This is a genomic window from Pseudomonas sp. MWU12-2319, assembly GCF_023242525.1.
Taxonomy (GTDB): Bacteria; Pseudomonadota; Gammaproteobacteria; order Pseudomonadales; family Pseudomonadaceae; genus Aquipseudomonas; species Aquipseudomonas gingeri_D.
In genome coordinates, this window is the sequence record NZ_JALJES010000002.1 from 181,434 (window position 1) to 193,209 (window position 11,776).

General features: G+C 62.2%; 12 protein-coding genes. 7 read left to right on the forward strand and 5 right to left on the reverse strand.

Annotated elements, in window-relative coordinates:
* Positions 1-5: 5 nt before the first annotated feature.
* Positions 6-572, reverse strand: coding sequence for a chalcone isomerase family protein (locus M5C01_RS03505; RefSeq protein WP_103498393.1), 567 nt, complete (start codon positions 570-572; stop codon positions 6-8).
* 56 nt (positions 573-628) lie between these two features.
* Between M5C01_RS03505 and M5C01_RS03510 the strand changes: the two genes are divergently transcribed.
* Both M5C01_RS03510 and sthA read left to right on the forward strand, forming a co-directional pair.
* The gene (locus M5C01_RS03510; protein ID WP_247263000.1) at positions 629-1,651 is read left to right on the forward strand and encodes an FAD:protein FMN transferase; all 1,023 of its coding nucleotides are present in this window, start codon (positions 629-631) and stop codon (positions 1,649-1,651) included.
* Between the two features lie 160 nt (positions 1,652-1,811).
* Positions 1,812-3,206: a Si-specific NAD(P)(+) transhydrogenase gene (gene sthA / locus M5C01_RS03515; RefSeq protein WP_103498395.1), complete on the forward strand. Its 1,395-nt coding sequence runs from the start codon at positions 1,812-1,814 to the stop codon at positions 3,204-3,206.
* Positions 3,207-3,248: 42 nt separating this feature from the next.
* Here the strand turns inward: sthA and M5C01_RS03520 are convergent, their stop codons facing one another.
* Complete coding sequence (locus tag M5C01_RS03520; protein ID WP_100939189.1) at positions 3,249-3,971, reverse strand: glycerophosphodiester phosphodiesterase family protein; 723 nt, start codon at positions 3,969-3,971, stop codon at positions 3,249-3,251.
* A gap of 69 nt (positions 3,972-4,040) precedes the next feature.
* The gene (locus tag M5C01_RS03525; protein ID WP_152737326.1) at positions 4,041-4,628 is read right to left on the reverse strand and encodes a PilZ domain-containing protein; all 588 of its coding nucleotides are present in this window, start codon (positions 4,626-4,628) and stop codon (positions 4,041-4,043) included.
* A 94-nt stretch (positions 4,629-4,722) separates the two neighbouring features.
* On the opposite strand from M5C01_RS03525, the gene M5C01_RS03530 reads away from it, so the two are divergent.
* The 3 genes from M5C01_RS03530 (at position 4,723) to M5C01_RS03540 (ending at position 7,978) form a co-directional block, all read left to right on the forward strand.
* Positions 4,723-5,973 carry a lipoprotein-releasing ABC transporter permease subunit gene (locus tag M5C01_RS03530; protein ID WP_103498397.1) on the forward strand — a complete coding sequence of 417 codons (1,251 nt, stop codon included), beginning with the start codon at positions 4,723-4,725 and terminating at the stop codon, positions 5,971-5,973.
* A 7-nt stretch (positions 5,974-5,980) separates the two neighbouring features.
* Positions 5,981-6,664, forward strand: coding sequence for a lipoprotein-releasing ABC transporter ATP-binding protein LolD (lolD, locus tag M5C01_RS03535; RefSeq protein WP_177102479.1), 684 nt, complete (start codon positions 5,981-5,983; stop codon positions 6,662-6,664).
* A gap of 69 nt (positions 6,665-6,733) precedes the next feature.
* Positions 6,734-7,978 (forward strand): lipoprotein-releasing ABC transporter permease subunit, encoded by a 1,245-nt coding sequence (locus M5C01_RS03540; protein WP_152737327.1) that lies wholly within the window; start codon positions 6,734-6,736, stop codon positions 7,976-7,978.
* Between the two features lie 122 nt (positions 7,979-8,100).
* Here M5C01_RS03540 and M5C01_RS03545 read toward each other — a convergent pair whose 3' ends face one another.
* Both M5C01_RS03545 and M5C01_RS03550 read right to left on the reverse strand, forming a co-directional pair.
* Positions 8,101-9,462, reverse strand: coding sequence for a heavy metal sensor histidine kinase (locus M5C01_RS03545; RefSeq protein ID WP_103499480.1), 1,362 nt, complete (start codon positions 9,460-9,462; stop codon positions 8,101-8,103).
* Positions 9,462-10,142, reverse strand: a complete 681-nt coding sequence (locus M5C01_RS03550; protein WP_103499479.1) for a heavy metal response regulator transcription factor — start codon at positions 10,140-10,142, stop codon at positions 9,462-9,464. Before M5C01_RS03550 ends, M5C01_RS03545 begins: the two co-directional genes overlap by 1 nt.
* A 155-nt stretch (positions 10,143-10,297) precedes the next feature.
* Between M5C01_RS03550 and M5C01_RS03555 the strand changes: the two genes are divergently transcribed.
* Together M5C01_RS03555 and queF are read left to right on the forward strand one after the other, a co-directional pair.
* Positions 10,298-10,813, forward strand: a complete 516-nt coding sequence (locus M5C01_RS03555) for a cupredoxin family protein (RefSeq protein ID WP_152737328.1) — start codon at positions 10,298-10,300, stop codon at positions 10,811-10,813.
* A gap of 83 nt (positions 10,814-10,896) precedes the next feature.
* Positions 10,897-11,727 (forward strand): NADPH-dependent 7-cyano-7-deazaguanine reductase QueF, encoded by an 831-nt coding sequence (gene queF / locus M5C01_RS03560; protein ID WP_152737329.1) that lies wholly within the window; start codon positions 10,897-10,899, stop codon positions 11,725-11,727.
* Positions 11,728-11,776: the final 49 nt, after the last annotated feature.

Sequence of the window (11,776 nt, forward strand, 5' to 3'; positions counted from 1 at the left end):
CGGCTTCAGCCGTGGTTTTGTGCCAACAGTGTTTCCCGTAACGGATCCGACAGGCCTTGCGGGGCCAGCCAGATACCGAAGTACACCCTGGCCAGTTCCGGATCGCGACTGCTGAAGATCACCTGGCCGTTGCGCTCCAGGTTCAGCCCTTGTCCGACCCGGTAGTCGAGTGCATAGCGATCACCGCGCTGAATGTCCTTGAAACTCTGGTGCAGGCTGTCCAGTTCGCCTTGCAGGCGGGCCAGGGTAGCCACTGTTTGCTGGCGTTGCAGGGTGGCGGTGGCGGCCTTGATGACATCGCTTCGGTCGATGTCGCGAAAGTAATAGAGTTCCAGGCGCAGGTCGCGCAGTTCGGTGACGGCCTGGCGGGCGCTGATGCCGGAGGGGCTATACAGCGCGGCGGCATAGACGTCGGCCCAGAGGTAGGTGAGGACGCTTTGCCCCTTGAGTTCGAGGGTTTCGCTACCGTTGTGCCATTGGCTGGGGAAATGCGCTTCCTTCAGGCGTTCGGTGGGGCCGGCCCAGGTCAGCGAGCTGAAGATCAGTAATAGGCAGGCGGCTATCTGACGCATAATGGTCAACCTCGAAAAGGGCCTTTCTACAGACTATGTCAAATCCACAGCCTGCCATGCCTTTGTTACCCGCCCTGGTGCTGAGCGGTGTTTTTGTCCTGCTCGGCGGTTGCGGTAACGCAGATTCGCTGGAGCAGTTTGGCGGCCCGACCATGGGCAGCACCTATTCGATCCAGTACGTCCGGCATGCCGGTGGCCCGGCGGTCGCCGAGGTCAAGCCCGCGGTCGAGGCGATCCTGGCCGAGGTCGACCGGCAGATGTCGACCTATCGTGGCGACTCGGATATCGAGCGCTTCAACGAGCTACCGGCCCACAGTTGCCAGGTCATGCCCTCTTCTATTCTGGAACTGGTCCGCGTCGGCGAACAGTTGTCGCTGGACAGCGACGGTGCCTACGACCTGACGGTCGAGCCTTTGATGAACCTCTGGGGCTTCGGTCCGCAGGGGCGCGAGGAAAAGGTGCCGGACGCGGCACGGTTGGCCGAGGTGCGTCAGCGTGTCGGCCACCGGTACCTGCGGATTGACGGCGACCAACTGTGCAAGGACGCCGCCGTGGAGGTGGACTTCAACAGCATCGCGGCGGGTTATACGGTGGACCGTATCGTCGCGCGTTTGCAGGCACTTGGCCTGGACAGTTTTCTCGCCGAAGCCACTGGCGAGTTGAAGGCCGTCGGCAAAAAGCCCGATGGCAGTCCCTGGCGGATCGCCCTGGAGGTGCCACGGGATGACGAGCAGGTGGCGCAGCGGATCATCGCCCTCGACGGTTATGGCGTTTCCACGTCGGGCGATTACCGTAATTATTTCGAACAGGACGGCAAGCGTTATTCCCACACCTTCGATGCCCTGACCGGCGCGCCGATTACCCACAACCTGGCATCGGTCACGGTGATTCACCCGTCGACGTTGATGGCCGACGGTTTTTCGACGCTGTTGCTGATACTGGGGCCCGAGCGTGGCTGGGATTACGCGGAAAAACACATGATTGCCGCATTTTTTGTGATGCGTGCCGATACAGGTTTCGTCACACGGACAAATCAGGCGTTCGAGCGCCTGGCCAAGGGTGACGGGCATAACATGTAGTGCAGGCAAAGCTGGCCTACGACGCGACCAAGGGTTAATGTGCGCGGCGTTGAAGCTTCTATAGACTGCACACCGAGATTTGATCCTTCATGTCGCTGGCCGCGACATGATTTAGCCGCAGGTGCCAGAGGGGTGCCTCGGCCTGTTCTGAGGAGTACGCATGGCTGTCTACAACTACGACGTAGTGGTACTGGGTTCCGGCCCTGCTGGTGAAGGCGCGGCAATGAACGCCGCGAAAGCGGGGCGCAAGGTGGCGATGGTCGACAGCCGTCGCCAGGTCGGCGGTAACTGCACCCACCTGGGGACCATCCCGTCCAAGGCCTTGCGTCACTCGGTCCGGCAGATCATGCAGTTCAACACCAACCCGATGTTCCGGGCCATTGGTGAACCGCGCTGGTTTTCCTTCCCGGACGTGCTGAAAAGCGCCGAGAAGGTCATTTCCAAGCAGGTCGCTTCGCGCACCGGCTTCTACGCCCGCAACCGGGTTGACCTGTTCTTCGGCACCGGCAGCTTCGCCGACGAGCAGACCATCGAAGTGGTCTGCTCCAACGGGGTGGTCGAGAAACTGGTGGCCAAGCACATCATCATCGCCACCGGTTCGCGTCCATATCGCCCGGCCGATATCGATTTCCACCACCCGCGTATCTACGATAGCGACACCATCCTCAGCCTCGGCCATACGCCGCGCAAGCTGATCATCTATGGTGCCGGGGTGATCGGTTGTGAATACGCCTCGATCTTCAGTGGTCTCGGCGTGCTGGTGGAACTGGTGGACAACCGCGACCAGTTGCTCAGCTTCCTGGATTCGGAAATTTCCCAGGCCCTGAGCTACCACTTCAGCAACAACAACATCACCGTGCGTCACAACGAAGAGTACGACCGGGTCGAAGGCCTGGACAACGGGGTGATCCTGCACCTGAAGTCGGGCAAGAAGATCAAGGCCGACGCCTTGCTCTGGTGCAACGGCCGGACCGGCAACACCGACAAGTTGGGCATGGAGAACATCGGGGTCAAGGTCAACAGCCGTGGCCAGATCGAGGTCGACGAGAACTATCGCACCTGCGTGCCGAACATCTACGGCGCCGGTGATGTGATCGGCTGGCCGAGCCTGGCCAGTGCCGCCCACGACCAGGGGCGTTCGGCGGCGGGCAGCATTGTCGACAACGGCAGCTGGCGTTATGTCAACGACGTGCCGACCGGGATCTACACCATTCCGGAGATCAGCTCGATCGGCAAGAACGAGCATGAACTGACCAAGGCCAAGGTGCCTTACGAAGTCGGCAAGGCGTTCTTCAAGAGCATGGCCCGGGCGCAGATCGCCGGCGAGCCGCAAGGCATGCTGAAGATCCTGTTCCACCGTGAAACCCTGGAAGTCCTGGGGGTGCACTGTTTCGGTTACCAGGCGTCGGAGATCGTGCACATCGGTCAGGCGATCATGAACCAGCCGGGCGAGAACAACACCCTGAAGTACTTCGTCAACACCACCTTCAACTACCCGACCATGGCCGAAGCCTATCGGGTAGCGGCGTACGATGGTCTCAACCGGCTTTTTTGAGCGGCTCCGGCCGGTGGCCTGAGCCGGCCGGGGAGACCGATTTCAGCCTTTGCCAAGTGTGGCCGTGGCCAAACCGGGAAAGTCTGTAATCAGGCTATCGACGCCGAAGTCAGCGAGCCTGCGCATCAGCGCCGGTTCGTTGACCGTCCACACCGACACATGCAGACCCTGACGCTGGGCCTTGATCAGGCGTTCCGGGGTGCAGAGTGTCCAGTTCAACGCCAGAATCTCGCAGCCATAACTCTGGGCGACCTTCAACGGGTCGAGCCAGGCATATTCGGCTACCAGTCCGCGTGACAGGTCCGGGGTCAGTTCCAGGGCGGCCTTGAGCACTTCCCGGGAGCTGGAAGTGACGGTGACCTTGTCCAGCAGGCCGAAACGCTGGGCCATTTCGCGGATCGCCAGCACGGTGGTCGCCGCCCGGGTGCGCGAGGCGCTCTTGACTTCCAGTTGCCAGTGCTCGAAATCGCACTGTTCGAACAGTTCTTCCAGGCGTGGAATCGGGCAGGGCTTGATCCAGCCCGGACCGCCCTGGCGCGCGTCATAGGTCACCAGCTCGGCGGCGGAGTGTTCGACCACCTTGCCGCGGCGGTCGGTGGTGCGCTTGAGGGTCGGGTCATGGATGACCATCAGTTCACCGTCCATGGACAGGTGCAGGTCCAGCTCGCAACGGCGTACGCCGTGCTTGAGGCATTCCTGGAAACTGGTCAGGGTGTTTTCCGGTGCTTCACCTTTGGCGCCACGATGGCCATAAATCAGAGTCACGACTGCTCCTTCAGGGAGAAAAAATACGGTTACTAGGTTAAGACGGCAGGCTGGTTGCAGCCGCAGGGATCAGGTGGCCTCGGGGTCGCTCTGCTCCCGGGCCAGGCGTCGCTCCTGCGCCTGTTTCTGCAGGATATGCCGCGCCAGCAACTGGCGCTGGGCATCGGTCAAGGCTTCGAACTCGGTGCCGATGTCGAAGGTGCCGAAGTGGCGGGGCGCGCAATGGGTTACCTTGGCCCGCAGCAACAGTCCGAGCGCCTGGGGCATCAGCACCATCTTGATCGCCAGGTGGCTGCCGGCGGGATAGGCGATATGGTGTTCGAACTCCAGGCCGCCTTCGGAAAGAGTCACCCGTTGCGGTTCGCCGAACTCGCCTAGCACCGAATAGGCCATTACCTGGCTCAGCAGGTCGATGCGCTTGTTCTGGGCCTTGAGGAAGGCCGTCAGGCTTCGGTCACGCTCGCTGACCTGGCGCAGCAGGTGCTGGGACTCGAATTCGCTCAGGTGCAGTTCGCTCAGCAGGTTGAAGAGCGGAGAAGCATCTTGTAACACTTCCTTGTTCGCCGCTTCGGGGGCGGACAAGGGGCTGATTTCCAGTGCGATCGTGTCCTCGATACGGTAGTATTCGCGGCGATCTTCTTCATCTAATGTCGACATGGCGAACCCAGGGCAGAGGTGATGGTCTGAGTGTAAAGCTGCTGACCCTACCTCGCCACAAGGACGTCTTCTTTTCCTCCGAACAAGCCCCGACATGTTCAGACCACTCTTCGTATTTATCGGCACGCGTTATACCCGTGCAAAGCGTCGCAATCATTTTGTGTCTTTCATCTCCCTGACTTCGATGATCGGACTCGCGCTTGGCGTGGTCGTGATGATCGTGGTGCTCTCGGTGATGAACGGCTTCGATCATGAGATGCGCACCCGCGTGCTGGGCATGGTGCCCCACGCGACCATCGAGTCCGATGAGCCGATCAGCAACTGGCCGGCGCTGGCCGACAAGATCCTCAAGAACCCGAAGGTAGAGGCCGTCGCGCCGTTTACCCAGATGCAGGGCCTGTTGACCAACAACGGTCAGGTGCAGAAGGTGATCCTCAATGCCATCGACCCGGCGCAGGAGCGCAAGGTCTCGATCATTGACCAGTTCATGCAGCAGGGCCAACTCGATGCGCTGACCCCCGGCAGCTTCGGCATCGTCATCGGCGACAAGGCCGCGACCAAGCTGGGCGTCGGACTCGGCGACAAGCTGACCTTCGTCGCCCCGGAAGTCACGGTGACCCCGGCGGGGATGTTTCCACGGATGAAACGCTTCACCGTGGTCGGCATCTTCCATGTCGGTGCCGGTGAGCTGGACGGTTACCTGGGCGTGACCAACCTCGAGGACCTGGCGCGCCTGCATCGCTGGAAGCCGGATCAGGTCCAGGGCCTGCGGCTGAAGTTCGACGACCTGTTCCAGGCCCCACGCACGGCCTGGGAGATCGCCCAGCAGTTGGGCGATGGTCATTACTACGCCCGTGACTGGACCCGTACCCACGGCAACCTGTACCAGGCGATCAAGATGGAAAAGGCCATGATCGGCCTGCTGTTGCTGCTGATCGTGGCGGTGGCGGCGTTCAACATCATCTCGACCCTGGTGATGGTGGTGAACGACAAGAAGGGCGATATCGCCATCCTGCGCACCCTGGGTTCCACGCCGGGACAGATCATGGCGATCTTCATGGTCCAGGGCACCGTGATCGGGGTGATCGGTACGCTGATCGGCGCGGTGGTCGGGATTCTCGCCGCGCTGAACGTCAGCGCCGCGATTGCCGCCCTGGAGCGCCTGATCGGGCACAAGTTTCTCAATGCCGACGTGTACTTCATCGACTACCTGCCGTCCCAGTTGATGGCCGAGGATGTGTTGATGGTCTGCGGCGCGGCACTGGTCCTGAGTTTTCTCGCCACCCTGTATCCAGCCTGGCGTGCGGCGCGCACCCAGCCTGCGGAGGCGCTACGTTATGAGTGAGTTGGGCATGAGTGAAAAAGCAGTGCTGAGTTGCCGCGACCTGGGCAAGTCCTACGAGGAAGGCCCGGAGTCGGTGGTGGTCCTGTCGGGCCTGCAGCTGGAGCTGCACGCCGGTGAGCGGGTGGCGATCGTCGGCAGCTCGGGTTCGGGCAAAAGTACCTTGCTCAACCTGCTTGGCGGTCTTGATACACCGTCCCAGGGCAGCGTCTGGCTGGCTGGCGAGGAGCTTTCCGCCCTGGGCGAGAAAGCCCGTGGCCTGTTGCGCAACCGCTCGCTGGGGTTCGTCTACCAGTTCCACCACCTGTTGCCCGAGTTCACCGCGCTGGAGAACGTCTGCATGCCGCTGCTGATCGGGCGCACCGCGATTCCCGAGGCCCGTCAGCGCGCCACGGCGTTGCTGGAGCGGGTCGGCCTCGGTCATCGCCTGGAGCACAAGCCGTCGGAGTTGTCCGGTGGCGAGCGCCAGCGCGTGGCGATTGCCCGGGCCCTGGTGAACAAACCGGGGTTGGTGATGCTCGACGAGCCCACCGGTAACCTCGACCACCATACCGCCCAGGGCATCCAGGACTTGATGCTGGAACTCAGCACCTCGATGCGCACGGCGTTCCTGGTGGTGACCCACGACATGAACCTGGCCCGGCAGATGGATCGCGTGTTGCACCTGGAAGACGGCAAACTCGTCGCTATCTGATTCGCCAGGACCTGCACCCGTTGAATTGCGCGGGTGTCGGGTCGATTATTTTTCTACGGTGGCCAGCGAATGTTCAGACCGTTATCGATTTTCATCGGCACGCGCTATACCCGCGCCAAGCGCCGCAACCGTTTTGTCTCGTTTATCTCGATGACCTCGATGATCGGCCTCGCCCTGGGCGTGCTGGCGATGATCGTGGTGCTGTCGGTGATGAACGGTTTCCAGAAGGAAATGAGCTCACGGATTCTCGGTATGGTGCCCCACGCCACCATCGTCGGTGTCAAACCCATCGACGATTGGCAGCCGGTGGCTGCGGCGGCGCTGAAGAATCCTGAAGTGACGGCGGCGGTGCCCTTTACCGAAATGGACGGCATGCTTTCCTACAAGGGTTCGATGCAGCCGATCCAGATCAGTGGTGTCGACCCGGCCCAGGAAGGCAAGGTGTCGATTGTGGCCCAGCATATTGTCCAGGGGCGCCTGGAAGATCTGAAACCGGGTGAGTTCGGGGTGGTGATCGGTGAGATCACCGCGCGGCGCTTCCGGGTCAATGTCGGCGACAAGCTGACCCTGATTGTCCCGGAACCCAGCACCGAGCCCGGCGGTATTACCCCGCGCCTGCAACGGCTGAACGTGGTCGGGGTGTTCAAGGTCGGTGCGGAGCTGGATGGCTCCATGGCGCTGATCCATATGAGCGACGCGGCGGATATCCAGCACTGGCAGCCGAACCAGGTGCAGAGCGTGCGGCTGGCGGTGAAGGACCTGTATGCGGCGCCGCAGGTGTCCACGGACATCGCCACGGGCCTGGGCAGCGATTTCAAGGCCGATGACTGGACCCATACCCAGGGCAGCCTGTTCAGTGCCATGAAGATGGAAAAGACCATGATCGGCCTGTTGTTGCTGATGATCGTCGCGGTGGCGGCATTCAATATCATCGCGACCCTGATCATGGTGGTGAACGACAAGGGCGCGGATATCGCGATCCTGCGCACCATCGGCGCCACGCCACGGCAGATCATGGCGATCTTCATGGTCCAGGGCACGGTGATCGGGATTGTCGGGACCTTGATCGGCGGTGTGCTGGGGGTGATTGCAGCACTGAATGTCAGTGAAATGGTGGGTTGGATCGAGCGGGTCAGTGGGCAGCATATCTTCAGTTCCGACGTGTATTTCGTCAGTAACCTGCCGTCGCAGTTGCAGGCGGGGGATGTGGTGTTGATCTGTTCGGCCGGGTTTATCCTCAGTTTCCTGGCGACGCTGTACCCGGCGTATCGGGCGGCGAAGATCGAGCCGGCTCACGCCCTGAGATATTCGTAGCCCGGGATGGCCCTTTCGCGGGCAAGCTCCGCTCCCACAAGGTTTCAGAGTCAGGCCTGGATTTTGTGTACGGCTCAGGACCTGTGGGAGCGGAGCTTGCCCGCGAAGGCCGCGACTCGGTCTTAAGCCTGGCACGGCAACTCGATCACAAACCGCGTCCAGCCCCTCTCCGATTCACAACGAATCTGCCCACCATGGGCCCTAACGATCGACTGGGTAATCGCCAGTCCCAACCCCGCATGCTCACTGCTGCCTTCACGGCGTGCCGGGTCGGCCCGATAAAAACGGTCGAACAGCTGCGGCAACAATCCCGGGGCAATACCTTCCCCCGTATTCTCGACGCTGACCCGCAGGCCCTGCGGCACATTCTCCAGCCTCACCGCGATCTCGCCGCCCTCAGGTGTGAAGCGCAAGGCATTGTCCAGCAGATTGGACAACGCCCGACGCAGCATGCCGCGATCGCCCGCCAGACTCGCCTGGCCTTCACGCTTGAGTCGCACTCGATTCTCTTCCGCCAGTGGGGTAAAGAACTCCAGCAGGGCATCCACCTCATCGGCCAGCTCCAGCGCCTCACGCCGGGGCGTCAGCAGCCCGTGGTCGGCCTTGGCCAGGTAGAGCATGTCGTTGACCAGCTGCGCCATCCATTGCAGCTCCTCGAGGTTGCTATGCAGGGTTTCGCGGTAGTCCTCCAGCGTCCGGGGCCGGGTCAGGGTGACCTGGGTGTGGGTCAGCAGGTTCGACAGTGGCGTACGCAGTTCGTGGGCGATATCGGCGGAGAACGCCGAGAGTCGCTGGAACGAGTCATCCAGGCGCGCGAGCATGGCATTGAACGACTGCGCCAGCTCCGCCAGTTCCGGCGGCATCTGTTCCTCGGGCAGGCGCTGGGTCAGCGAGCTGGCCGAAACCCCGGCGGCCACTTCACTCATGCGCCGCAAGGGGCGCAAGCCACTGCGCGCTGCCCAGGCGCCGAGCAGGGCGGTGGCCAGGGCCGAAAGGCTGACCGTCAGCCAGATCAGGTGCTGCATGCGTTGCAGGAAATGCTGGTGATGGGTGATATCGAGGATCAGGGTCAGTTGCGGTGAGTCGGCCTTGCTCGGGTCCAGCGGGGCATTGAAGACCCGATAGGCGGTGCCCTCGATTCGCAGGCTGGTGAGCCCGGCTTGCGTCGGCAGGTCGCCGGGCAGGGCATTCGCTGCATTGAACCAGCGCTGGCCATCGGCGCCGCTGACCCGCAAGGCCAGGTCCGGGCTCAGGTTGAGTTCGGCCGGCAGCCGTTCGCGGCGCTGCTGAAAGTCGTCGCGGTTCCCGACGCCCGCCAGGCTGCCACGCAAGGCCGCCAGGCGCGCGTCGAGCAGTTGCTGGTCGAGTTCGATGAAGTGCGACTCGCTGGCACGGTTGAACAGTACGCCCGCGCTCAGCGAAACCACGGCGGTGCAAGCGGCGAACAACAGGGCCAGGCGACTGCCCAGGGACAGGCGGCGCATCAGGCGTTGCGCTCTTCAAGGACATAACCCATGCCGCGCACGGTATGGATCAGCTTGTGCGGATGGGCGTCGTCGACCTTCAAGCGCAGACGGCGGATCGCCACTTCGATGACATTGGTGTCGCTGTCGAAATTCATGTCCCAGACCTGGGACGCGATCAGGGATTTGGGCAGGACCTCGCCCTGGCGCCGCAGCAGCAGTTCCAGCAGGGCGAACTCCTTGGCGGTCAGGTCGATGCGCTGTCCGGCCCGTTCGACCCGGCGACGAATCAGGTCCAGGCGCAGGTCGGCCAGTTGCAGGTGGGTTTCCTGGGTGGCCGCGCTGCCCCGGCGTAGCAGGCTGCGGACCCGGGCCAGCAGTTCGGAAAAGGCGAACGGCTTGACCAGGTAGTCGTCGGCACCCAGCTCCAGGCCGTGGACGCGGTCCTCGACGGCATCGCGGGCGGTCAGGAACAGCACCGGAATATCCAGGCCGGCGCTGCGCACGGCCTGGAGGATTTGCCAGCCATCGCGACCGGGCAGCATGACATCGAGTATCAGCAGCGCGTAGTCGCCGGTCAGCGCCAAATGCTGGCCGGTGGTGCCGTCGGCCACCAGTTCGGTGTTGAAGCCGGCCTCGTTCAGGCCCTGGCGCAAGTAATGGCCGGTTTTCGGTTGGTCTTCGACGATCAGCAGTTTCATGGATGACTCATGGCTAATGACACAGGAACGTTATACCGCGCACTCGCTGGCCGGGGGGCAAGCTGACAAAGTTGTAATCTGAAGGTCAGCTCAATGCCAGCGAGCGGGCCTTACAGTTTCACACAGCCTGGAGCCCATCCCCTTGGAGTGTGATTATGTTTTTGCGTAACAGCTTGCTGCTGGCCGGTTTGCTGGCCCTGAGTCTGCCTGCCCTGGCCTCGCCCGCGGAGAGCTACGACTTCGGCCAGCCGGCGCCGCCGAGCAAGGCCACCCGTATGGTTGAAGTGACCATGACCGACATTGCCTTCAGTGCCAAGGAACTGGATGTGAGGGCGGGTGAAACCGTGCGTTTCGTGCTGATCAATAAAGGTCATCTGCTGCATGAATTCAACCTGGGCCATGCGGCGGCCCATGCCGAGCACCAGCAGGAGATGCTCAAGATGCAGCAGGGCGGCCAGTTGACCGCCACCGGCATGAATATGACGGGCATGGATCACGGGGCCATGGGGCACGGGATGAAGCATGACGACCCCAACAGTGTGCTGGTGGAGCCGGGCAAGACCGCCGAGCTGACCTGGACCTTCAGCCAGGCCAGGAACCTGCAGTTTGCCTGCAATATTCCCGGGCATTACCAGGCGGGAATGGTCGGCACGGTGAAGGTTGCGCCTTGAAGTGGCCCGGCCGGGCCCAGGGTTTTCGTGCGTGCGGGTGAATTGCGATAGACTGGCGGGGTTTATTCAGTCAGGTTTTTGCCATGCATCCCGCCGCCGAACATTCGCCACTGGGCAAGTCCAGTGAGTACATCGCCACCTACACCCCGTCTTTGCTGTTTCCGATTCCACGGGCGGCCAAATGGGCCGAGCTGGGCCTGAGCGCCGAGACCCTGCCGTATGTCGGCGTGGACTTCTGGAACTGCTTCGAGTTGTCCTGGTTGTTGCCGTCCGGTAAGCCGGTGGTGGCGATCGGTGAGTTCAGCATCCCGGCGGATTCGCCGAATATCATCGAATCCAAGTCCTTCAAGCTGTACCTCAACTCCCTGAACCAGACGCCGTTCGTTGATACCGCCAGTCTGGAAGCGGTACTGCGTGCCGATCTGTCGGCCGCTGCCGGCAAGCCGGTGGGGGTGCGGGTCCGCCATTTGAGCGAGGTGCAGGCCGAGGGTGTGGTCGCTTTGCCGGGTGTGTGCATCGACGACCTGGAGATCAGTGTCAGTGACTACGCCCATCCGCGTCCGGAACTGTTGCGTTGCGATGCGTCGCGGATTGTCGAGGAGAGCGTGCACAGCCATTTGCTCAAGTCCAATTGCCCGGTGACCAGCCAGCCGGACTGGGGCAGTGTGGTGGTGGAGTATCGCGGCGCGGCGCTGGATCACGCGAGCCTGCTGGCGTATCTGGTGAGTTTCCGCCAGCACTCGGACTTCCACGAGCAGTGTGTGGAGCGGATCTTCCTTGACCTGCAACGCCTGTTGAAACCGGAAAAATTGACGGTGTACGCGCGCTACGTGCGACGGGGCGGGTTGGATATCAATCCGTATCGCAGTACCGAAGCGGCTGTGTTCCCGAACCAGCGCCTGGTGCGTCAGTAACGGCAGGTATAAAACCGACAGGCATAAAAAAGCCCCGACTAGTCGGGGC